This is a genomic window from Sulfuricurvum sp. (genome assembly GCF_028712165.1).
GTDB lineage: Bacteria > Campylobacterota > Campylobacteria > Campylobacterales > Sulfurimonadaceae > Sulfuricurvum.
Genome location: NZ_JAQTQR010000021.1, coordinates 16,205 through 38,407, shown reverse-complemented (window position 1 = coordinate 38,407; position 22,203 = coordinate 16,205). Strand labels below are relative to the sequence as shown.

At 43.3% G+C, this 22,203-nt stretch carries 21 protein-coding genes and 1 tRNA gene; 10 read left to right on the top strand and 12 right to left on the bottom strand.

Features of this window, described 5'->3' with window-relative positions:
• Positions 1–75: transfer RNA gene (locus PHP90_RS05555), tRNA-Gln, on the bottom strand.
• Between the two features lie 159 nt (positions 76–234).
• On the opposite strand from PHP90_RS05555, the gene PHP90_RS05550 reads away from it, so the two are divergent.
• Entirely contained in the window at positions 235–1,263 is a 1,029-nt protein-coding gene (locus tag PHP90_RS05550; protein WP_299926523.1) for a bifunctional 3,4-dihydroxy-2-butanone 4-phosphate synthase/GTP cyclohydrolase II, read from the top strand.
• A gap of 75 nt (positions 1,264–1,338) precedes the next feature.
• The gene (locus tag PHP90_RS05545; RefSeq protein ID WP_299926520.1) at positions 1,339–2,085 is read left to right on the top strand and encodes a complement resistance protein TraT; all 747 of its coding nucleotides are present in this window, start codon (positions 1,339–1,341) and stop codon (positions 2,083–2,085) included.
• Here PHP90_RS05545 and PHP90_RS05540 read toward each other — a convergent pair.
• Genes PHP90_RS05540 through flgA form a run of 8 tightly spaced genes read right to left on the bottom strand, consistent with a single transcriptional unit; the run spans position 2,082 to position 8,636 of the window.
• The gene (locus PHP90_RS05540) at positions 2,082–2,438 is read right to left on the bottom strand and encodes a VanZ family protein (protein WP_299926517.1); all 357 of its coding nucleotides are present in this window, start codon (positions 2,436–2,438) and stop codon (positions 2,082–2,084) included. The two genes, PHP90_RS05545 and PHP90_RS05540, sit on opposite strands and share 4 nt — an antisense overlap.
• A complete protein-coding gene (gene cysE / locus PHP90_RS05535; RefSeq protein ID WP_299926514.1) occupies positions 2,435–3,136 on the bottom strand; it encodes a serine O-acetyltransferase in 702 nt (233 codons plus the stop codon). Before cysE ends, PHP90_RS05540 begins: the two co-directional genes overlap by 4 nt.
• 9 nt (positions 3,137–3,145) lie before the next feature.
• Positions 3,146–4,975 (bottom strand): biosynthetic arginine decarboxylase, encoded by a 1,830-nt coding sequence (gene speA / locus PHP90_RS05530; RefSeq protein ID WP_299926511.1) that lies wholly within the window; start codon positions 4,973–4,975, stop codon positions 3,146–3,148.
• A 9-nt stretch (positions 4,976–4,984) separates the two neighbouring features.
• Positions 4,985–6,199, bottom strand: coding sequence for a histidine--tRNA ligase (gene hisS / locus PHP90_RS05525; protein ID WP_299926508.1), 1,215 nt, complete (start codon positions 6,197–6,199; stop codon positions 4,985–4,987).
• On the bottom strand, positions 6,196–6,777 hold the full coding sequence (tmk, locus tag PHP90_RS05520; RefSeq protein ID WP_299926505.1) for a dTMP kinase: 582 nt from the start codon (positions 6,775–6,777) through the stop codon (positions 6,196–6,198). Before tmk ends, hisS begins: the two co-directional genes overlap by 4 nt.
• Positions 6,762–7,253, bottom strand: a complete 492-nt coding sequence (coaD, locus tag PHP90_RS05515) for a pantetheine-phosphate adenylyltransferase (RefSeq protein ID WP_299926502.1) — start codon at positions 7,251–7,253, stop codon at positions 6,762–6,764. Before coaD ends, tmk begins: the two co-directional genes overlap by 16 nt.
• Positions 7,246–7,776 carry a UbiX family flavin prenyltransferase gene (locus PHP90_RS05510; protein WP_299926499.1) on the bottom strand — a complete coding sequence of 177 codons (531 nt, stop codon included), beginning with the start codon at positions 7,774–7,776 and terminating at the stop codon, positions 7,246–7,248. Before PHP90_RS05510 ends, coaD begins: the two co-directional genes overlap by 8 nt.
• A complete protein-coding gene (gene flgA, locus PHP90_RS05505; RefSeq protein ID WP_299926496.1) occupies positions 7,773–8,636 on the bottom strand; it encodes a flagellar basal body P-ring formation chaperone FlgA in 864 nt (287 codons plus the stop codon). The genes PHP90_RS05510 and flgA overlap by 4 nt, the downstream gene beginning before the upstream one ends.
• An 81-nt stretch (positions 8,637–8,717) precedes the next feature.
• On the opposite strand from flgA, the gene PHP90_RS05500 reads away from it, so the two are divergent.
• Positions 8,718–11,063 carry an EAL domain-containing protein gene (locus PHP90_RS05500; protein WP_299926493.1) on the top strand — a complete coding sequence of 782 codons (2,346 nt, stop codon included), beginning with the start codon at positions 8,718–8,720 and terminating at the stop codon, positions 11,061–11,063.
• Here PHP90_RS05500 and PHP90_RS05495 read toward each other — a convergent pair.
• Positions 11,026–11,283, bottom strand: a complete 258-nt coding sequence (locus PHP90_RS05495; RefSeq protein ID WP_299926490.1) for a thioredoxin family protein — start codon at positions 11,281–11,283, stop codon at positions 11,026–11,028. The two genes, PHP90_RS05500 and PHP90_RS05495, sit on opposite strands and share 38 nt — an antisense overlap.
• Positions 11,283–12,950 (bottom strand): sulfate permease, encoded by a 1,668-nt coding sequence (gene sulP / locus PHP90_RS05490; protein WP_299926487.1) that lies wholly within the window; start codon positions 12,948–12,950, stop codon positions 11,283–11,285. Before sulP ends, PHP90_RS05495 begins: the two co-directional genes overlap by 1 nt.
• A 112-nt stretch (positions 12,951–13,062) precedes the next feature.
• Here sulP and PHP90_RS05485 point away from each other — a divergent pair, with 112 nt between their 5' ends.
• A complete protein-coding gene (locus PHP90_RS05485; RefSeq protein WP_299926484.1) occupies positions 13,063–13,686 on the top strand; it encodes a hypothetical protein in 624 nt (207 codons plus the stop codon).
• The gene (locus tag PHP90_RS05480) at positions 13,683–14,090 is read left to right on the top strand and encodes a c-type cytochrome (RefSeq protein ID WP_299926481.1); all 408 of its coding nucleotides are present in this window, start codon (positions 13,683–13,685) and stop codon (positions 14,088–14,090) included. Before PHP90_RS05485 ends, PHP90_RS05480 begins: the two co-directional genes overlap by 4 nt.
• 4 nt (positions 14,091–14,094) lie before the next feature.
• Here the strand turns inward: PHP90_RS05480 and PHP90_RS05475 are convergent, their stop codons facing one another.
• Entirely contained in the window at positions 14,095–15,390 is a 1,296-nt protein-coding gene (locus tag PHP90_RS05475) for a TolC family protein (RefSeq protein WP_299926478.1), read from the bottom strand.
• 158 nt (positions 15,391–15,548) lie between these two features.
• On the opposite strand from PHP90_RS05475, the gene PHP90_RS05470 reads away from it, so the two are divergent.
• The 5 genes from PHP90_RS05470 (at position 15,549) to PHP90_RS05450 (ending at position 22,199) form a co-directional block, all read left to right on the top strand.
• Positions 15,549–16,706: an HlyD family efflux transporter periplasmic adaptor subunit gene (locus PHP90_RS05470; RefSeq protein WP_299926476.1), complete on the top strand. Its 1,158-nt coding sequence runs from the start codon at positions 15,549–15,551 to the stop codon at positions 16,704–16,706.
• Between the two features lie 11 nt (positions 16,707–16,717).
• The gene (locus PHP90_RS05465) at positions 16,718–18,337 is read left to right on the top strand and encodes an ATP-binding cassette domain-containing protein (protein ID WP_299926474.1); all 1,620 of its coding nucleotides are present in this window, start codon (positions 16,718–16,720) and stop codon (positions 18,335–18,337) included.
• Positions 18,334–19,446 carry an ABC transporter permease gene (locus PHP90_RS05460; RefSeq protein ID WP_299926473.1) on the top strand — a complete coding sequence of 371 codons (1,113 nt, stop codon included), beginning with the start codon at positions 18,334–18,336 and terminating at the stop codon, positions 19,444–19,446. Before PHP90_RS05465 ends, PHP90_RS05460 begins: the two co-directional genes overlap by 4 nt.
• Complete coding sequence (locus tag PHP90_RS05455) at positions 19,443–20,525, top strand: ABC transporter permease (RefSeq protein WP_299926470.1); 1,083 nt, start codon at positions 19,443–19,445, stop codon at positions 20,523–20,525. The genes PHP90_RS05460 and PHP90_RS05455 overlap by 4 nt, the downstream gene beginning before the upstream one ends.
• Before the next feature lie 72 nt (positions 20,526–20,597).
• Positions 20,598–22,199 (top strand): cation:proton antiporter, encoded by a 1,602-nt coding sequence (locus PHP90_RS05450; RefSeq protein WP_299926467.1) that lies wholly within the window; start codon positions 20,598–20,600, stop codon positions 22,197–22,199.
• Positions 22,200–22,203 lie beyond the last annotated feature (4 nt).

Sequence of the window (22,203 nt, the reverse complement as noted above, 5' to 3'; positions counted from 1 at the left end):
TGGATGGGGAGGAGGGATTCGAACCCCCGAATGACTGGACCAAAACCAGTTGCCTTACCGCTTGGCGACACCCCAATGTTCTCGTTAAGAGGCCGAAATTATAGACACTTTTAACAAATTTGTCAAGAGCTTCGATGATAACGGAGTTAAAAAAGTGCATTTTTTTGATTGTGATAGTTTTTTAACCCTTTTATCCTATAATTGCTTACTATATTAATAACAAAAGAGTATTGAATGTCAGCAGTGCAACGTGTATTGGATGCTATCGAAGAATTTAAAAAAGGGCATATGGTCATTATGGTGGATGATGAGGATCGAGAAAATGAGGGTGATCTTGTGTACGCCTCGGTTTTTTCGACTCCCGATCATGTTAATTTTATGGCGACACATGCCAAAGGATTGATTTGTGTAGCTATCAATCCTACCACTGCTAAGCGTCTAAGCCTTGAACCTATGGTTAAATCGAATACATCCATGCATGAAACTGCGTTTACGATTTCAGTGGACGCTACGGTTGCTACAACAGGTATTTCAACATTTGAGCGTGATATGACAATCAAAATTTTGGCAAACCCACTTTCGCACCCTTCGGAATTAGTTGCACCGGGACATATTTTCCCTCTGATAGCAAAAGAGGGTGGGACGCTGGTTCGGATCGGTCATACGGAAGGTTCGGTCGACCTCTGCCGCCTTTCTGGACTGGCTGAGTCTGCGGTCATATGTGAAATTATGAAAGAAGACGGAACGATGGCACGTCGTGATGATTTGGACGTTTTTGCGGTAAAACATAATCTTAAAATCGTTTATATCTCTGATATCGTTGAATTCCGTCTTGCGAACGAAACACTGGTCAAAGCGGTTTCGGAAGAAGAGATTGAATTTTTCGGTGTGCATGTCAAAAAATACGAGTTTGTCGATCATCAAAACAACCGACATACCGCTATCGTATTTTACAAAGCGGGAGAAACGGCAAACGTCAAAGTTCATAACGTTGTTCCGGATATCGATTTGCTTCTCAATCAAAGCAAATATGCCCATTTGATCGATACGATCAATTATCTCAAACACAACAGCGGTGTATTGCTTTTCATCAACAAACCGCATCATCAGCAGGTTAATATGAAAGAGTACGGAATCGGAGCACAAATCCTAAAATCTCTGGGTGTTAAACATATGCGTCTTATTGCAGAAACAAAAATATCTGATTTTGCAGGGCTGAGCGGGTTCGGCTTGGATGTTATTGAGACGATAAATCCCACTTAAAAACAATTGCCGTTATTATGCATTTTTAAGGCTACTTTGTTTAGAATCAAACATTATAACGATGGAGGAAGTAGAATGGAATTTAAAACTATTGCCAAATCACTTTTGATGGCAGGTATGTTGAGTATGGTGGCAATCCAGTTTACTGGATGCGGAGCAGCACATACTGCGATTAAAAAGCGTAATTTGGATGTTCAAACGAAAATGTCCGAAACAATTTTTTTAGAGCCGACGGAACCGGATAAAAAAGTAATTTTTGTTGATGTTCGAAACACATCGGATAAAGATATTGCAGTTAAAGATATTATCATCAATGGATTGATAAGTCGTGGATATACAATCACTACAAGTCCTCAAAAAGCGTATTTTATGCTTCAAGTCAATGTACTGCAAGTGGGTAAAACGGATCTTCGCGGCGCTCAAAGTGCATTAGAAGGTGGATTCGGCGGTGCTGTTTTGGGTGCTACTGCCGGATATGCCATGCATAATTCCAACTCAAATACAGCTGCTGGAGGCCTTATCGGTGCTGCAGTCGGTGTTGTGGCCGATGCACTTGTGGATGATACCTATTTTAGTATGATTACCGATGTACAGATTCGTGAACGTCCGTTGGCAGGAGAAGTGATAACCCAAACTCAAAAAGCCAAACTCAAACAAGGCAGTTCTACAAATGTGAATCAGGATATTCAGGGCGGTAAAATGGACTGGAAAACGTATCGCACCCGTGTTGTGAGTACAGCGAATAAAGTCAATCTCGATTTTGCCGAAGCACAACCCGTATTGCAAGATGCGCTTGGGAAATCACTTTCCGGCCTTTTTTAATTACTGCTTTCTTGCCCCGTTTCGGGGCGCTTTTTCTTCATCCATTCGTACACTATTAGACCCAAAACCAATCCGATACTATCTGCTAAAATATCTTCCAGCGATGCTTCTCGTGTCGGCAAAAATGCTTGGACAATTTCGATAAACAGGGCATAGAGGAACAGAGAAACGATAATACGTTTCGTACTGTGAGTAAAAGCAAAACGATAAAGAAGTATCAAAACGCTAAAAGCGGCGGCATGATTAAGTTTGTCACTGAAAGAGACAACCGGAGGAAGAGCTGAATAATCCGGGAGAAAAGCGAGAACGGATATTAGGATTAATGCACTGAAAAAAGAGATCTTAGAGATCAATGTTTCATTGCTTTGATAAACGATTCATAGATATTTTCAAGCTGTAAGTCTTGTTCCAAGATCTCTTTATTGTCTTGAACCATATAATGTTCCAGCACGGCGACACGTCGGAGTAGGTATTCGAACATCTCTTTGTTGATATCGGGGAGTTTGTTATGGCTGAAGGGGTCTTTATCCCGTCCTTTTTGGATAACGTGAGCCGGAATCCCTATCGCGGTACTGTTGTCGGGTACTTCACGAACGACAACAGAGTTGGCTCCGATTTTAGAGTTGGCACCGATCGTGATATTGCCCAGTACTTTTGCTCCTGCACCGATAACGACACCGCTTTTGATCGTAGGATGGCGTTTACCGGCAATGAGGCTGACACCGCCAAGCGTTACCCCTTGATAGATCAAGACATCATCTTCGATAACAGTCGTTTGTCCGATAACAACACCGAATCCGTGATCAATAAAAACACGTCTCCCGATGGTTGCACCCGGGTGGATATCGATGTTGGTAACGATTTGATTAAGCCCCATGATAAGACGGGCAATAGAGCGAAAACCTTTTCGATAGAAACGATTGGCAATACGATACCAAAAGATAGCCCATACACCCGGATAGTTAAAAAAGAGTTCAATTTTAGAACTTATAGCCGGGTCATTTTTATAAACGTTCGAAAAATCTTCGGCTATATCTGAAAAAAGTCCCAAATTCAATCCTTAGCGTGTTGTTCGTAGATACCCGTTTTGATAGAGGTACATTTCGAGTTTTTGAAGTGTATCACTTTTTTCTTCTTCTGTCCTAAAATCACTCGCTGCAAGTTTATTTTTAAGGTTACTCAGAAGTTTAGAAGCGTCATAACCGATGTCTTCGAGGATATTTAGGATATTGTCTGATTCGGTAAAGTTTTCAATTTCATATCCGGTATCATTAATAAGAATCGTACATTCGCTCGGATGGGTGAAGAGATTGTGATTCATCCCCAAAGTCTCTTGGTAGGCTCCGACATTGAAGAAAGCAAGGAAATATTCCTCTTCATCCAAATCGATGTCGTGTAGATACAATGGAGTTTCAGGTTTAAAGCGAATTTCACCGTCGCTGTCACAGGTGATATCCCATAGACTCGCAGCCCGGATCGCAGGAATATCGAGACGATTGAGCGGCATGATCGGAAACTGCTGCTGTAATCCCCAATAATCGGGAATACTTTGAAAGATAGAAGTGTTGATCAAATAGCGCTCTTGGAGTTTGACTTGCAATCTCTCGATTTCAGGCATAGGGTTATCTTGAGAGAGATAGAGTGATTTTTTGATAATCTGATGAACCAAAATTTCTGCATTAGAACGATCTTGCAAATCAATATGGCCTAGATTAAAGAGGGTGAGGAGAGATTCCATATGATCCAGAGCATCATGCATATACTCGATACAGGTGCGTGGAGAAAGTAACGAATTGAGTTCACGCAACTCTTCGATCAACGGCGGATTATGCTCTTTTAGTTTGAGTGATTTCGCCTGATAATCGTGTGAAAAGAGTTCAAGTACCGGAGCGATGAGTACGGAGTGGGACGCAACGATAAAGCGTCCTGATTCGGTAAAAATATCAGGATGGGCTACCCCTTTGGCGTTCATGATTTCTCGGAGCAGGAAAACGACACTGTTGGAAAACTCTTCGAGGGTATAGTTACGTAAACGCCCTGATGTGTGTTGGGAATACTCAACCGCTAAACCACCGCCGATGTTAATAGCTCCAAGTTTATCGGCACCCATTTTTTTGAGTTCGGCATAGATATTTCCCGCTTCACGCAAAACCCTCTTTAGGGTGGAAATATCTTCCATCTGGCTACCGACATGGAAGTGAATCATAGTAAAATGATTAACGAGATTGTTTTCTTGGAGCATATTCATTGCTTCAATGAGTTCGGTTGATGTGAGACCGAATTTAGAACCTAATCCGCTGCTCTTTGCCCAGATACCGCTTCCTTCGGATTGAAGGCGTATACGGATACCGATATTAGGTATTTTCAAATTGCATGACTGTGCTACATCGATGATCCATTCAAGTTCTCCGAGACCTTCGATGGTGATCGTGATGTTATGACCCATTTGAGCCGCCATAAACCCAAGCCGTACCATCTCTTCGTCTTTGAATCCGTTAACAGTAATTGGGGCTCCTAGAGCGGTTTTTGCCATAGCAATTGCAAGTTCGGCTTTGGAACCTGCCTCTAACCCGTAACCGTATTTGTCTCCTAGCTCTACGATAGCATCTACCGCTTCTGGAAACTGGTTTACTTTGAGCGGAAATACTGCCCGGAATTTACCGGTGTAATCGTTTTCAAAAATGGCACGATGAAAATTAGAGTACAAAAGATCGATTTGTTTTCCGATCAAATGAGGAAAACGCAAAATCAACGGTCCGCGAAGATTGGTTTTGCGTATTTGCTGGCTGATTTCAATAAGAGACGGAGAACTTTTATAATTGACTTTAACAACGCCCTGATCGATCATGAAGTTGTTTTCACCCCAAATATCTATACCGTAATTTTGCATAGGTGTCCTTTAGAATAATTCGTTTAAGGGAATCACGGATTCGGTTTTTTCAACCAGATCTTTAATCCATATCGTGTTGTTAGCAAGCTCGTTTTCTCCGATCACGGCACAATAGCGGGCATTGATTCGATCCGCCCCTTTGAGGTGGGCTTTAAGAGAACGCGGTTCGTACTCCACAACTGCTTTCTGGGTACGGCGGATTTTCTCAGCAGCTAAAAGAACAGGTGTAATTGCTTCGGCATCCATAGCACCGAAATAGTATCCCTCACGTTGTTGTTCAGGCATTACGATGAGTTCCATCAAGCGCTCGATCCCGAGTGCAAATCCGACCGCAGGGGTCGGTTTTCCGTCCAAAAACTCAATCAGGCGGTCATACCGTCCGCCGCCGGCAATAGCGCTTTGGCTCCCGATGTTGTCACTGACAAACTCGAACGCCGTTTTGGAATAATAATCCAATCCCCGGACAAGATTGGTATCGATTTCATAGCCGATGTTGTGTTGTTCAAGAATCGTTTTTAGAGTGTCGAAATCGCTTTGACATCCCTCGCAGAGGTTATTAATCAACTTTGGTGCGTTTACATAGAGGTTTTGGCAATGCTCGTTTTTACAATCCAAAACACGGATAGGATTGGTCGATTTACGGCGGAGGCAGTCACCGCAGATTTCATCGCCGCATGATTCGATAAACGAGACCAATTTTTCACGATATGCAGGCATACAGTTCTGATCTCCGAGGGAATTGAGCTTGAGGCGGTATCCGATTCCGAGGGATTTGAGGATATCGGCAACCATCATAATCATCAAAGCGTCTTCATACACCGAATCGACACCGAAGCTCTCGACTCCGAACTGATGAAACTCTCTTAAACGCCCTTTTTGGGGACGTTCATATCGAAACATCGGACCGTGATAGTAAAAACGATGGATGCCCCCTTTTTTATCCAGTTTGTGCTGGACAAATGCACGCACTACTCCGGCTGTCCCCTCAGGGCGAAGGCAGACATCATTTTCCCCTTTGTCAGTGAACTGATACATCTCTTTGCCGACGATATCGCTGGATTCTCCGACAGAACGTTTGAACAAAGCCGTTTCCTCGAGAAGAGGGGTTTCGATGTAATGAAACCCGTACCGTTTGGCAATAGTAGAAGCAGTGGCTAAAAAATATTCAAAACGTTCAAAATCCTCAGAGAGGATATCGTTCATTCCGCGCAAAGATTGGATCATAAGGCTCCTTTGATAAGGGTGGTAATTTCATTTGTAATTATATCGATAGATTGTGTCGCATCGATTACATGGGTTTGAATCCCCAGCGCATACGCTGAAGCGATAAGAGACTCTTGGATACGGAGCAGATAATCAATGCCGCGTGATTCGATCGCATCGTGCTCTTTTTGGCTGAGACGATACGCTAACTCTTCCGGTGTGAGCTTCAGGATAAATACCGTATCGGGTAAAGTTCCGTTGGTTGCGAGACGGTTAAGCATGACAAGGGTCGATTCGTCACACAAATCTTGAACACTGGCGTAAGCCATTCCTGAAACGGCGGAACGGTCGCTGATGATAAGCTTATTCATATTGGGTAATATGACAGCTTCGGTATGCTCGGCACGATCCGCTAAAAAGAGTAAAAGTTCAGCTGTTTTACTTGTAAGATTTCCGTGTAATACCATGTTTCGGATTTCGATACCGGCTGCTGTACCGCCCGGTTCTTTGGTAACCAATGCATCCGGAAAGATCGATCGGAGTGCTTCGATTTGAGTGCTTTTCCCGGCAGTATCAATCCCCTCTATGGCAATGTACATGATTTCATACTCCAGATAACGTTTTGGACAGGTGCAGGGAGAAGATGCTCCGTTTTGCCGTTAAATTTCAGAAGATTACGGACAATGGATGAACTGATAAAAGCATGTTTGAGTTTCGGCATCAAATAAACCGTTTCGATATTCGGATCCAGTGAATTGTTAAGATAGCCTAATTGCAATTCAAATTCAAAATCGCTGACGGCACGAAGTCCACGGATAAGGACGGTTGCACCGAGGGTATTCGCCAGTTCTACGGTTAGATTGTCAAATCCGACAACTCGAACCCGTTCCAGATCTTTAACCGCGAGTTTGGTCATTTCTACCCGCTCATGAAGGGTAAACATCGGCTTTTTCTCTTGTGAGTCGGCAACGGCAATGATCACTTCGTCAAACAGTTTGATTGCTCGTTCAATAATGTCGAAATGGCCGTTTGTGATCGGGTCAAATGTACCCGGATAAAGAGCTATTTTATGCATCGTGATCACTCCAGCGTTTGTAAAGATCGTTTGGTATACCGAGAAGATCGAACCATTTTCCGATCATAAAGTTTTCCATATCTTCAAGGGTGTTTTGTTCTCCGTAATATGCCAATACAGGGGGAGCGATAATGACTCCCAGCATTGAAAGTTTATGCATGTTTTCCAATGCGATCGGTGAAAATGGGATCTCGCGCGGTGCGAGAACAAGAGTGCGTCGCTCTTTAATCATTACTGCGGCGGCACGGGTAATAAGATTATCGGCAATACCGCAGGCGATTTTCGCGAGAGTATTCATACTGCACGGAGTGATAATCATCGCATCGGCACCGTATGATCCGGATGCAATAGATGCCCATATTTCGTTGTTTTGGTGAATTTTCAGATTCTCTTCTTTGTCTAACACCACTTGGGCATGATCGGAGAGAATGAGATGTTTTTGTACATCAGTCGGGAGGGCACGTACAAGTTTTAGACCCAACGCCGCACCGCTGGCACCGCTTACTCCGACGACGATTTTCATTGAAGTTCCACCCGATTTTCTCCGATCACTTTGGCTTTGGCACGTTTGCCGTCATTTTTTTGGATTGTAATAATATCATAGAGTAGCCCCTCTTGCGTTGCAGTAGCCTCAAACTCAATGACAACCGCTCCGTTTTGGAGTTCAACCGTTACCGGTGTATTTTTCAAAACCAAAGGAATGGTCTCAATATTGCGCAGAGTTAAAAGCTGCATGGGTTTCAGACTGGTTCGAAACCGCGAAGGATGTTCAGGAAGGGCGGTAAGAGGTTTGTCTTTGAATGATTGGAAGGGGATGGTTTTAAGCAGAGTGTTAAAGCCGCTGAGACTCTCTTTTCGGGAGACTTTTTGGTTTGTATGGAGAACTCCGAGTGTGGCATTGACGGTGTAATCGAGATAATGTCTAAGCCCCTCGTTATCGAGAATATAAAACGTTCCGGTGGAGTTTTGATAAAATCTTTTATCAAATTCGCCATGGACATTTTTGCCTAGTTTGGCTAAATAACCACGGGGGGTGATGATGATCTCTTGAATATGAATTGCCGGATAAAATTCTGTAAGCATGTGTGCAAGCTGTTGTTTAATCGGTGTAAAATCTATCGGGCTGTGACGTGTAAAATTGACATAGCGGGTTTTTGAAATATTGAGTTCAAACCCGTTTAATTCAAAGGTTTTGGCAATAATTTTGGCATCTATACGATATAGATTTTTATCAGAGGGAATTTGCAAAATTTCAAATTTTTTGGGAATATCAGGAACCAGGTCATTTGAATAAATGGTATAGTCGGTGTATTCATAATTTTCGCTCAATTCATAAGCGCCAAGACGGATGACAAGAAGCAATAGAATGAGAAGTTTAATCATTGGTGAATTGTAACATAACGCAATTTGTTTTTCATTAGCTTTACGTTATTCTTAGGGTAAGTAATAGTGTAAGCGAGTAAAATGATTTTTAGACAAAAAGATTTTTTATCGGAATTAGATACAGATGAAAAAAAGTATATTCGTAACGAGCAGGTGACGATTGCTCTTAAACAATCATTCGCATCTGTTTTTCCTCTCTTTTTTGCCGGCTCGATTGTTGTATATCTGTTTTCTCAAACGTCCATTTTCTTAATAACGGTTTTGTGGTTTTCAGCAGTAATTATCACGTTGGCCTGGCGTCTTAAGGTATTGTATAACTATCGCATGCATCCGGAACGTCATGATAGTAAGACATGGGAAAAGAATTTTACTTATGTGATGCTCATTTCAGCATTGGTGTGGGGAAGTGTGGCATTTTTAATTTTTAAATCTCCTAATGCGCTTCATCAATTTTTTCTCATCTTTTTGATTGCCGGAATCGCATCCATCGCATCGGGGACTTTGGCATCATTGTTCGGGCTTGCGGTTCTTTTTCTGTTTTTTCTTCTTGTTCCATTGTTTGTAGTAATGTTTTTTAACGGCAGTTTGGAATACCATATGATGGGTGTTTTGGTTGTAACTTTTTTTGTGCTTTTGGTGAGCGCTTCCAGACGGATACATACCAATATCATGAGTTCGCTCGTATCGAAAATCCTGCATGAAAAAGCGACTCAAGCATGGGAACTTTCAGAGGAGCATTTTCAAACGGTTTTTAAAGAGGCTCCGGCTGGTATTTTTTATTATGACAGCGATTTGATCGTAATTGACTCCAATGTTGAGATGATGCAAATACTGAGAATCAGCAGAGAGAATATGATCGGTTTGGATTTAAAAAAATTACCGGATCACTCTTTGTATGAGACACTGAATGCTCCGTTCGGTGGAAACAAGGGATATTATGAAGGCCCTTATACGACGATGATCAATAAGCTCGATCTTTGGATTACACTGCGCACTTCTCCGATGTATGATTCTAAAAAAAATATCATTGGCGGTGTTGCCATCGTTACGGATATCACCGAACGGGTTAATGCCGAAGAAAAGATCAAACATCAGGCCTATTTTGATGCGCTTACCGATATTCCGAACCGTGTATTGCTAAAAGACCGGATTGAGCAGTCTCTGGCCCATTATCGCCGACATGGCAGTCTTATTGCAATTATGTTTTTGGATTTGGACCATTTTAAAAGCGTGAATGATTCTTTGGGCCATCATATCGGCGATTTGCTTTTGATTGAAACGGCGTCTCGCTTAACCTCAATATGTCGTGAAGGAGATACTGTTGCCCGACTCGGAGGGGATGAATTCGTTATTTTGTTGAATGAGCTGGGGAACGATTCTCTCAGTGCCGCCAATAAAGTTGAAAAGATTGCAGAAAAAATTCATGAAGTCCTTTCTTACCCTTTTAATATCGGACAGCCTGAGCCTATTATGACCAGCTCCAGTATCGGAATCTCATTGGTGGGCTCCGATAGCCAAAATGCGGATGATTTACTCAAATTTGCCGATACGGCAATGTATCAGGCTAAAAAAGAGGGGAGAAATACAACCCGTTTCTATCAAACGAAAATGGATGAATGGATTAAAAAACGGCTCTTTTTGGAAAACGGTCTGCGTCACTCCATTAAAAACGGTGAATTGGAACTCTATTATCAGCCGGTTATCGAAGTCAAAACGAAAAAAATTATCGGGGCTGAAGCACTTTTACGATGGAACCATCCTGAAATGGGTCTGGTAATGCCGGATGAAATGATCAGTATCGCTGAAGAGAGCGGACTTATCGTACCGATTGGCGAATGGGTTATGAAAGAGGCGTGCTCTCAGTTTATCCAATGGAAAACGCATCATCTTAAAGGGAGCGAAATCGAACGGATCGCTATCAATGTCAGTGCAATACAGTTTAGACAACATGATTTTGTAGACAAAGTGATGGCGATTGTCACCGAAACGGGAATATTACCTTCTATGGTCGAAATTGAACTGACCGAATCGATGATTATCGATAAAATTGATATTGTGATCGAGAAGATGAAACGCCTTCGTGAATTTGGGATAAATCTCTCTATGGACGATTTCGGTACGGGATACTCGTCGCTTGCTTATCTCAAACGGCTCCCGTTTACGACACTCAAAATCGATCGAAGTTTTGTACGCGATATTATGAGTGACACGGATGATGCGGTATTGGTTGAAACGATACTCACAATGGCGAAAATATTCGATCTGGATGTTATTGCCGAAGGGGTAGAGACGATCGAGCAGTTTGAGTTTCTGGAGCGTCATCAATGTCGTTATTTTCAAGGGTATCTGTGCAGCAAACCGGTACAAGTGAATAGATTTGAAGAACTTCTTAATTTTGATGTTCAGAGCTGCAATTCGCGTGAATAAGTGCCAACACATCATCACTACTTAAATAGGTTGATATTGAGACGACTTTTTCATTGATAACGACGGAAGGGGTACTTTTAATCCCGTACGATAACATACGATGCAGATCGGCTGTTTTCTCGAAATTTATGTCGTAGTTCAGCGATGCGATAGCGGCTTCAATGTTGTGGGCGATTTCACGGCACATCTCACACCCTGTTCCAAACAGTATAATCTGCATTAATTTTCTTCTCCAATGACGTCATTTGCTATTTTGATGGCTTTGTCGATGTGATCGACAATATTTTCCTGCCCTATTTTATCATCGATATGGGATGTCCCTATAAAACGGCGTACCTGCGGATTGACCCCTGAGAGAATTAAGCGGGTATTGTTGTGATGAAGCCGTTCATGCAGCACCTCAAGCGCATGCAGTCCGGCAGCATCGATGAGGGGAACATGACGCATGCGAAGTATAAAGATGATCGGCGGTTTTTCAAACAGCAGCAACGTATCCACCAGCTTTTCGGCAACCCCGAAAAAGAGAGGACCGTCAATCTCATAGACCTCCACACCTTCCGGAATATTTTTATTATGGATTGAATCGGGATCATCTTCTTCGCTTTCAACGGCACGGATGTGCGTCGATTTCATCATCTGATCGATAAACAGTATGGATGCAAGGGCTATTCCGGCTTGGATTGCGAAATTAAGATCGACCAATACGGTCAAAAGAAACGTCACAAATAGGACGATTCGATCGCTTCGAGGTGCCTGCATGATTTCTCGAACATGTTTGATCTCCGACATATTCCATGCAACGATCATCAAAATCGCCGCCAAAGCCGCCAAAGGAACTTTTACGATCAGCGGGGAGAGGAGCAGCATAAAAAGAAACAACCATGCGGCATGCATCATCCCCGCTACCGGAGAACGCGCACCCGCTTTGATATTGGTTGCGGTTCGGGCAATGGCTCCGGTAGCGGGAAGACCGCCGAATATTCCCGAAGCGATATTAGCGATCCCTTGGCCTAAGAGTTCGGCATTGGGTTTATGGCGTGTGCCGGTCATTCCGTCGGCAACAACAGCAGAGAGGAGCGATTCGATAGCAGCGAGGGTTGCAATGGTGATAGCATCGGGGAGTATAAGGCGCAGTTTATCGAATGTTATGTCAGGCCATACCGGAGTGGGGAGCATAGAAGGGATAGCTCCGAAACGGCTCTCAATCGTATCGACGGGGAGATTAAGCCCCCACACGGCAAGCCCCGAGAGGGTGACAACTATGATAGGTCCTGGAATTTTCGGAAAATAGCGTTTGGAGAGGAGAATGATACCGATAGAAACGAGTGCAACGACGACCGCAACAAAGTTGGTTTCGTGAAGATGGGCGACATAAACGGTGAGCTTATCGATAAAATCGGGCGGAACGGTTGTGATGGAGAGACCGAAAAAATCGCGGATTTGCGAAAATGCGATGAGCAGAGCAATCCCGGAAGTAAATCCGATAACAACGGGATAGGGGATGAATTTGATCATCTCTCCCGCACGGACAAAAGCCATCACCATTAAGATCATCCCCGCCATGATGGTTGCGAGTACGAGTCCTTCATAGCCGTGTTTCATTGCGACGGTCGCCACGGTCACAATAAATGCCGCCGTTGGCCCGCCGATCTGATAACGGCTTCCCCCGTGTGCCGAGATCAAAAATCCGGCAACAATAGCGGTGAAAAGCCCGCGTTCAGGGGGTAGATTGGAAGCGATCGCAATTGCCATCGCGAGAGGGAGTGCAACGATAGCCACTGCAAGACCGGCAATCGCATCGGCACTGAAATCAGCCCATGAGTAGCCTTGTCGACGAAAGAGGGTAACAAGTTTTGGCTCTAGAGAGTCGTGAACCTTGCGTAGCATCGGAGATCATCCTTGGATAACGTGTGCGAAAGTGTAGCACTTGATTTCGGTCAAGTCAAATGGTTTGCTAAGAGTTTATAATCTGTTAATTTTTAAACATAGAAGGGAAAATATGAATACTCCTGCTTTTTTTAATCTTATACCATCGATCCGCATGTTTGATCCGTTGGCTGAAGTGTTAGGTGCGGCAGAAAACGGACTGATGGAATACAGCTATCAAGATACGGTGAAATTGGCAGGACATTCGTGTCCTACGGTTGCTGGTGCCTTTTTGATGGTACGATCCGGGCTGAAATCGTTGTATGAAGAGGAGATACCCGTGCGGGGTGAGATCAAAGTGCTGATGAAGGGCAAACTTGGAGAAGGCATCGTCGGGGTAGTCGCAAATGTTGCTTCAATGATTACGGGTGCAACTGAAAGCGGCGGTTTTCACGGATTGGGGAAAAAATTTGATCGACGCAATTTACTTAGTTATGATGCAGTCATAGAAGGTGAGATGGCTTTGGAACGTATCGATACAAATGAGCGTGTTATTTTGAGCTATGATCCCTCCATCGTAGCAGTTGATCCTCAGATGGGCACCTTGCTCCCGCTTATTTTATCCAATAGAGCCGATAAACAGGAATGTGATTTATTCGGGACACTTTGGCAAGAGAGGGTACGAAAATTATTGATCGATTTTATCGATGATGAACGACTTATTCAGTGTAAAAAAGGAAAGGGAGAAAATAAATGAAATTATTATGGATATTAGTATTAGCAGGATATACACTATGGGGAGCGGACGGATACCGTGTGTATCAAAAAAACTGTATGAAGTGCCATGTTGAGATGATGGAGAAACAAGAAGTCATGAAACATCTAGCCACTCTCAAAGCTCCTCCTATGGTCGAAGTTTCAAATCGTCTCAAAGAAAATGTCATTATCGCTGATGATGACAACGATGTTAAACGGCGGGTAATTGTCGCATTTATCAAAGACTACATTCAAAACCCGAGTGTTCAATACAGTATGTGTCATCCGATGGCGATCGAAAAATTCGGGATTATGCCTTCGCTCAAAGGGAAACTCTCCGAAAAAGAGCGTCAAGCTGTGGCAGAGTGGGTATATGATCGATACAGCGGAGTTACATTCAAATAACCGGTTATGGATTGATATGGAATGTCCCGATTACTTTGTCTTGAAATGCGTCCAATCCCCCCTCAAGCCATAGAACGGCAGTTTGATTAAACAGTTCGCTCTGCAGATTTGCTGTTTTGGCTTTAGCGGAAGCGAGATCCGCAATCGATCGGCTGAGTTCATCGGCACCGGCAAGCTGGTTCTCAAAACGACCGCGAGTGAGTTTGGCATATTCACCGGATGCTTTTACCTGCATCCGCGCACTTTTCAGTTTGCTTTGGGTGGCATGAATATCCAGATAGGCGTTGTCGATTTCGGTAATAATCCGCTTTTTATAATCATCCAGTGTGAGTGAAGATGCAAGCTTAGCCGCTTTTGCCGCTTCGGTTGTATGTATGTCGCTAAAACCGCTGAAAAGATTCCACGAAGCGGCGACTCCGGCATAGCTTTTGTTGCCGTTGGTGTAGCCATCACCGTCAAATTCCAACGAATCTCCCTGACCTTTGAGACTTCCGATAAGAGCTACACTCGGATAGTAGCGGCTTTGGGCAATCCTAATATCACTTTGCGCCATATCCATAGACTTTGCCAATGCGAGAATGTCTTCACGCTGCGATAATGCAATGGTGATCATGTCGTTTTCTTCTATCACCGGGAGTGTAGTTGCAGGGATATGCGCCGAGAGGATTTTTTCTCCGGTGAGATAGGAGAGCTGATTGAGGGCCTGCGATTTACGGTTTTGACTCTCTGTTATCTGTGCATCGATCTCAAATATTTTGGCTTCTATGGCATACAGCTCTGCGGGGGCTAACATACCGTTGTCGTAAAGTCCTTTGGCTTTAGCATACGATTCAGCGATCGCGATTTTCGCCTCTTCCTGTGCTGCGATAATCTCATCGGCAGCGGCAACGGCACTGTAAAGTTTCGTTGCATTGACATAGAGATTTCGTTTGAGGTCGGCAACTTCCAATACAGCTTTTTCATGGGAGAATTTTGACTTTTCGATAGAGGAACTGATGGCAAAACCGCTGAAGAGGGGGTAGGTCAGTGTAAGTGAGCCTTCCGTATGGTTTTTGGTTCCCATCGGAAGTTTTACCGATCCAAATGTGACGGTAGGAGTCTCTTGGAATTTAATAGCACTGACACTGGCATCCAACGTCGGCAAATTTTTCCCCTCCGCAGCACGGAAACTCTCTAAAGCGGCTGTCTCTAACTGCTGTGCGCTTTGAATCATCAGGGAATGATCCAGACCGGAAATTACCTCCGGATAGCTCTGCGCCCATATCAATGTTGGAAAAATAAAAGTAAGCAACCGTTTCACACGAGATCCTTGTATAGTTTGACTGCAAAAAAGAGAAGATCATTTTGTCTCAATTGTATTCGTGAAAAAATTAATTCATTCTTAGTTAAGGAAGAAGAATATAGTATAGCTACAATAAACTGTAATATGAAAAATAATGAATTGGAGTGACGGATAGTATGCTGCAGATTGCTAAAAAATATTGGCTGGGAGTTGCGGTTGCAGCCCTTTTTGCTTTTGCTGTTTTGCTGATCTACTTTAAACTTCATACAAAAGTGCTGCCGGATAATCTGGTGCAGGGGAGCGGACGAATCGATGGCGATTTGATTAATATGAATGCAAAATATCCCGGGCGTATTGCTAAAATGGATATTTCAGAGGGTGAAGCGATTCAAAAAGGCTCCATTATCGCAATCATCGACAGTGAAGAACAAAAAGCCCAAAAAGCTCAAATCGATGCGCAGATAGAAGCCCAGACTCAGCAACTCACCGCAAGAGAGATCGAACTATCAATCGCGCAAAAAAGTATCCCGGAATCTCTGGTTAAGGCCAAAGCAAACAACTCTATCAAAAATGCTCAGCGAGATGAGCTCGATAAAATGATCAATACTCAAAAAAGTGTTGTATCCCAAGATCAGCGGGATACTGAGCGCTTGAATAATCTTTTTACCAATCGTCTGATTGAAAAACATCAGCTGGAAATGGCTAAGTTGAAACTTCAAAGTGATAAAGATCAGCTCTCCTCGTTAATGGACAAACGTGAGCAGCTCAATAGTGCTATCGAGATAACACAAAGCGATCAGATTGAAGCATCCGCAGCACAGCAGAAAATTGCCGCTTTGCGTGAGGGGATCAAAGCCTCGGAATCTGGGATAAAAGCTTTGAAGGCTTCTCAAACACAGATGAGTGCTGTCCTGTCTGAAATGGAACTCCGTTCTCCCGTAGATGGGTTTGTTATGGAAAAAATTGCAAATAACGGTGAAGTTATCGGTTCGGGAATGGCGGTTGCGACCTTGATTGATCCTAAAAGTCTTTATCTGAAAATTTTTGTCGACACGCTGCAAAACGGGAAAATTAAAATCGGTGACCCGGCCGTAATCTTTTTGGATTCCGCCCCTGATCGAGCGATTGAGGCCAAAGTGGTTCGGATAGAGCAAAAAGCAGAATTTACCCCTAAAGAGGTGAGCGTAGCGAGTGATCGTATCCAGCGGGTTTTCGCCGTACACCTGCAGCCTCTGAAAGTAGATCCTCTTTTGAAATTAGGAATTCCGGCAATAGGAGTTATCTCATTGGATGGTAAAGGGCTGCCTACGAGCTTGCATGCAGTACCCGAGTAAAACGGATGCAAATGATGGGAATGCTGAAGATTGATAGGGTAAGTGTCACTCATAACAAACGTATTGCGATCAAAGAAGCCACTCTAAACGTTAATGAAGGTGAGATAATCGGCTTTATCGGTGCTGATGGTGCCGGAAAGAGTTCATTGATCCATGCTATTGCGGGAGTCATCCGATTTGAGGGGCAAATTACGTTTCAAAACAGTGTTTACCATTCACCTTCCGAAGCCGAAAAGCTAAAATCTCAGATAGGACTTATGCCTCAGGGGATAGGATTGGTTCTGTATGATCTGCTCACAGTCGGTGAACATCTCAGGTTTTTTGCCAATATTCGGAATATCACTCAGGATGATCGCTTCAATGAGTACAAAAGCAGGCTGCTTCGTATGGCAGGTTTGGATAAATTTGTTGACCGAAGAGCCGGAAACCTGAGCGGCGGGATGATGCAGAAACTCTCACTGATTTGTACGCTTCTTCATCGTCCGAAATTGCTGATTTTGGATGAACCGACTACGGGTGTCGATCCTCTGAGTCGGATTGAGTTATGGAAAATTCTCGATCAGATACGCCGTGATGAGGGGACCATTGTTCTGGTGAGTACAGCGTATATGCAAGAAGCGGCGCAAATGGATCGGGTATTGCTGTTTGATAGCGGAGAGATCATCGCACAGGGGAGTGCGAAAGAGTTGATTGAATCGGTGCGGGAGATGACGTATGTATTAACCCCTTCTGCGAATCTTCATTCGATGAGTACTTTGGATACGACCTATTCGCTGGAGCCTCTTGAGGCTGAACACATCTCCCCGACGCTGGAAGCGCTGTTTTTTGTCAACGCACTTCAAAAAAACCGTCTTCTCCCACCCGTCGAAATTACACCTCGTGACGGAGACAGCTCTTTTGCTTCGGTTGTAATGGAAGCTATTGGATTGACGAAGGTCTTTGGCGATTTTATTGCCAATGAGCATGTTGATATCCGACTTAATCGGGGTGAGATCTTGGGATTGCTGGGTGCCAACGGAGCCGGAAAAACGACTTTTATCAAAATGCTCTTGGGGCTTTTATCGATTGACGGGGGAGAGTTGAGTTTGCTGGGAAAACGGATTGAAACCGCCAAAGATCGTCAGGCACTTAAAAGTTCCATTGGGTATGTCTCTCAGCATTTTGCCCTCTATAACGATATGACGGTACGAGAAAATCTCCTCTATTTTGCTTTAATGCACCAAATACCGATGGATACAGCGATAAAACGAATCGCTCGTTATGCGGCAGAGCTCGGATTTGAGGAGTATATGGATGCTATCCCTACTGAACTTCCTTTGGGGATAAATCAGCGATTTTCGCTTGCCGCCGCACTGCTGCATGAACCGGTCATATTGTTTTTGGATGAGCCGACATCGGGGGTCGATGCGATAGCGCGTGCTCAGTTTTGGCAGTTGTTGGTGGCCTTGAAAGAGAAATGGAAAATTGCGATTTTGATTACAACACACTATATGAGCGAAGCGGAATTTTGCGATCGGATTGTCCTCATGCGTGAGGGGCAAAAAGTTGCAGACGACACGATTGCCAACCTCTATACGGCGCACCCGAATGCACAAACGTTTGAAGAGATCTTTTTGGAGTATTACCGATGAGAATAGGGATACTCAAAGCTTATATCCTAAAAGAAATGAACGAACTTGTACGTTCTCGTTTGATCATCATGGTCTATCTTTTGCCGACGATGCTTTTGCTGTTGTTCGGATATGGGATACGGATGGAGGTAACTCATGCGAGGATCGCGATTATCGATAACGATCAAAGCCATCTCTCCAATCTGTTGACGAGTAAATTTGAACACTCCAAATATTTTGATGCGACAACAACCTTTATGGATGAAGGCGAGGCGCTGAGAAAGATTAAACAAGCTCAAAGCGATGCGATTATTATTATCCCGGCAGCCTTTGAAAAACGCCTTTTGAAAGGTCAAACGACACAAATCGGTATCTATGTCGATGCGGCATTTCCGAGCCGCGGTTCGACGATGGAGAGCTATGTGCAGGGGGTGATCCTCAATGCGGCGTCAGGTTTGATTCCCAATGCGACGAATGGCTCAATCGTGATCAATCAGCGAACTCTCTTTAATCAAGCTATGCGGGATGAAGACGCGATTGTCCCAGGGCTGATCGGATTGGTTTTGCTCGTCGCCCCGGCAATTATTGCCGCACTGCTCATCGTTAAAGAGAAAGAGAGGGGGACAATTTTTAATTTTTATGCCTCTCCTCTTACAAAAGCGGAGTTTATAGCCGCCAAACTTATACCGGTTTTTTTACTCCATTCGCTTAATATTTTTATCCTTTTATTGTGGGCTCTGTATCTTTTTGAAGTTCCGTTTCGGGGGAGTTTCTGGCTTTATTGGGTGGCTTCTGAATTTTATATTCTCGTCAGTATTTCGATTGGAATTTTGATTTCAGTTATAACCAAAACCCAGATTGTCGCCGTAGTATTGACCGTTATGGTAACGATTATTCCGGGATTTATGTATTCGGGTATCATCATGCCGATATCCTCGATGGTCGGGATGTCACGTTATGAAGCCCATGTTTTTCCGGTGATGTATTACAACCATATCCTCTACGATGTTTTTTTGGTCGGTGAAGGTCTCGCGTCAGAGAAAACCCAGCTCTATTTAGTGATTTTAGCATTGTATGGGGTGATTTTGCTGGGTCTCGGGGCTCTATGGCTGCGTAAGGAGATCAAATGATCCGTATATTCTGGTCAATCGTCGGAAAAGAGCTAATCGGTTTTATACGCTCATGGCAGCTTGTATTGGTCGTGTTGTATATGTTCAGCGTCGAGGTATACATCGCGGGAAGCGGAATCGAGATCAATCCCCGAAACGTAGCCGTAGGGTATGTAGACGGTACAGCAGGGGGGTTGAGCCAAAAGATTCTGACCCATTTGCACGGCCCCGAATTTCTTGCACCGCGCCGATTTAACAGTCAAAGTGAACTCAGCCGAGCGATTTTCGATAAGGAGATCATTGTCGGAATCGTCTTTGATGAAGATTTTGAAAAAAAATGGCGACAAAACAAAAGGGCACAACTCGATATATTGATGGATGCTACAGCGGCATCCCAGGCCTATACCACACTAAACTACCTGCAGCATATCATTTTGGATATCTCAAAAATAAATATTCCCGTCGATATCGTTACTCACAAACTATTCAATCAAAATGCCGACAACCATACCTTTATGGCACTTACCGAATTGCTTTCTATTATAACCATGCTCTCTATTATACTGACCGCGGTGGTCTTTGTGCGTGAAAAAGAGCAGGGAACATGGGATTTAATGCTCCTTATGCCTGTGAATCCGAAGGTTATCATTCTGGCTAAATCGTTTTCGCAGATCATCGTTGTAATGACCGGTATTGTGATCTCTTTGGGATTCGTCGTATTGGGGATATTCAATGTACCGGTGAACGGTTCGCTCAGTGCTTTTTTACTGTTGAGCTTTTTCTTTGTTTTTGCCGGTTCGGGAATCGGTCTGTTTATCGCGGCGATCGCCCGTGATGTGATGCAGGTCGCACAGCTCTCTATCGTCATTATGATGCCGCTGATCTTTTTGAGCGGTGCATGGACACCCATCTATGCCATGCATCCGGTATTGCAGTATGTATCCTTTATCTCCCCTTTGCGTTATTACATCGAAGGGAGTGAGAGTATTTTTTATCGCGGAACGGAGTGGATCGATCTGTGGCCTTATTTTCTCGGTGTTATCGCGGTGGGAGGAGTGATGTATTGGATCGGTTTTCGAAAAATAGGGCGATTGTTCTGAGAACTAGGTGCGGTGATACTCTTTAAGCCTTTTGCGTTACAATCAATCAAAATATAAAGGAGCGGTAAAAGTGTGTTAAGTATTATCGTAACAACACTCTTATTGTCCTTATTGACGAATATTTTTCTCAGAAAAATTTATTTACCCACTATCATCGGATATATTTTTACCGGAACGATCATCGCCTATCTATTTGATTTGCATGATGCCGTACGTAATTACGAATTAAAAGAAATAGCCGAATTCGGTGTTGTCTTTTTGATGTTTACTATCGGATTGGAATTTTCATTGGCGCATTTAAAGCGAATGAAATATGAGGTATTCATCACCGGTACACTCCAAATTTTTCTGACATCTTCGGTAGTGTTTTTACTCACCTATTATAGTGCACATATAGAGCTTCGATCTTCCATCATTATCTCACTTGTTATAGCTCTCTCGTCAACTGCTATCGTACTCAAACTGCTCAATGAAAGCGGCGAGATAAACCGCAGGCATGGGCAGAGATCACTCGGAATATTGATTATGCAGGATATTGCCGTTATCCCTATTTTGCTTATTATCGGTTTTATGAGCAGCAGTACGAATGATATCTCTTCGGCACTGCAAAATATGGTGATCAGTGCAGCGGCATTATTGGCATTTTTGTGGATATTCGGAAAGTATATACTGGAGCCTTTTCTAACCCAGATTCTCAAAACAAATTCGGATGAGCTTTTTGTCGGAAGTGTTCTGTTCTTGGCGATAGGGGCATCCTATATTGCCCATTTCTTCGGATTTTCGTATTCATTGGGTGCTTTTATTGCAGGTATGCTAATCGCCGAAACAAGATACAAACATCAGGCGGAAGCAGATTTGATACCTTTTAGAGACCTGCTGCTCGGTATCTTTTTTATCACCGTCGGGATGCAAATCGATTTTTTCCTTTTGATTTCGAAACTGCATATTATTATGATGTTGCTGTTGGCTGTTATGGTGTTGAAGTTCATCATCATTTATGGATTAATCCGAATTAACGAAAGTAAAAGAGTAAGTCTGAAAACCGCTCTCAGTCTTGTACAGATCGGGGAGTTCTCATTGGCAATTTTGGAGTTGGCACGTTCAAATGAACTTATTGTCCCGCCGTACGGTCAAATATTGATTGCGACGATCGTTTTATCCATGATTATAACTCCGCTCATTTTGAAGTATTTAACTCCCTTGACGGATACGTTCTTAAAACAGGAGGATGATCAAACCGATTATCCTATAGATTCGGATACATTGAAAGATCACACCGTTATTCTGGGATTTGGAGAATTTGGTCGTAATGTCGCTTTGGCACTTAAAGAAAAAGGGGAATTTTATCTGGCTATTGAGAATAATATCAATACGTACCATACAATACAGAAAATGGGGGAACCGGCCATTTTCGGGAATGTATTGAAAAAAGAGGTGTTAAAAAAAGCAAATATACAATTGGCGAAGTATGTCATAGTCGCCATAGACAACCCAGCCAAACTTTATCATGTGTGTCAAACAATACAGCAGTTTATTGAAAGTTCAAAAATTATTGTAAAAGTGCATACTCAACATGAAAAAAACATCATATCCGAACTCGGTATTACCAACATAATAATTGAAAATGATGTCATGAGTCAGATGGTCTCTCAATTAATTATGAAAAACGGATAAAAGG

What these genes read in the sequence shown, in the direction of transcription:
- PHP90_RS05550 (WP_299926523.1), top strand. Translation starts at nt 235, where the DNA reads ATGTCAGCAGTGCAACGTGTATTGGATGCTATCGAAGAATTTAAAAAA.
- PHP90_RS05545 (WP_299926520.1), top strand. Translation starts at nt 1,339, where the DNA reads ATGGAATTTAAAACTATTGCCAAATCACTTTTGATGGCAGGTATGTTG.
- speA (WP_299926511.1), bottom strand. Translation starts at nt 4,975, where the DNA reads ATGCAAAATTACGGTATAGATATTTGGGGTGAAAACAACTTCATGATC.
- hisS (WP_299926508.1), bottom strand. Translation starts at nt 6,199, where the DNA reads ATGATCCAATCTTTGCGCGGAATGAACGATATCCTCTCTGAGGATTTT.
- tmk (WP_299926505.1), bottom strand. Translation starts at nt 6,777, where the DNA reads ATGTACATTGCCATAGAGGGGATTGATACTGCCGGGAAAAGCACTCAA.
- coaD (WP_299926502.1), bottom strand. Translation starts at nt 7,253, where the DNA reads ATGCATAAAATAGCTCTTTATCCGGGTACATTTGACCCGATCACAAAC.
- PHP90_RS05510 (WP_299926499.1), bottom strand. Translation starts at nt 7,776, where the DNA reads ATGAAAATCGTCGTCGGAGTAAGCGGTGCCAGCGGTGCGGCGTTGGGT.
- flgA (WP_299926496.1), bottom strand. Translation starts at nt 8,636, where the DNA reads ATGATTAAACTTCTCATTCTATTGCTTCTTGTCATCCGTCTTGGCGCT.
- PHP90_RS05500 (WP_299926493.1), top strand. Translation starts at nt 8,718, where the DNA reads ATGATTTTTAGACAAAAAGATTTTTTATCGGAATTAGATACAGATGAA.
- PHP90_RS05495 (WP_299926490.1), bottom strand. Translation starts at nt 11,283, where the DNA reads ATGCAGATTATACTGTTTGGAACAGGGTGTGAGATGTGCCGTGAAATC.
- sulP (WP_299926487.1), bottom strand. Translation starts at nt 12,950, where the DNA reads ATGCTACGCAAGGTTCACGACTCTCTAGAGCCAAAACTTGTTACCCTC.
- PHP90_RS05485 (WP_299926484.1), top strand. Translation starts at nt 13,063, where the DNA reads ATGAATACTCCTGCTTTTTTTAATCTTATACCATCGATCCGCATGTTT.
- PHP90_RS05480 (WP_299926481.1), top strand. Translation starts at nt 13,683, where the DNA reads ATGAAATTATTATGGATATTAGTATTAGCAGGATATACACTATGGGGA.
- PHP90_RS05470 (WP_299926476.1), top strand. Translation starts at nt 15,549, where the DNA reads ATGCTGCAGATTGCTAAAAAATATTGGCTGGGAGTTGCGGTTGCAGCC.
- PHP90_RS05465 (WP_299926474.1), top strand. Translation starts at nt 16,718, where the DNA reads ATGATGGGAATGCTGAAGATTGATAGGGTAAGTGTCACTCATAACAAA.
- PHP90_RS05460 (WP_299926473.1), top strand. Translation starts at nt 18,334, where the DNA reads ATGAGAATAGGGATACTCAAAGCTTATATCCTAAAAGAAATGAACGAA.
- PHP90_RS05455 (WP_299926470.1), top strand. Translation starts at nt 19,443, where the DNA reads ATGATCCGTATATTCTGGTCAATCGTCGGAAAAGAGCTAATCGGTTTT.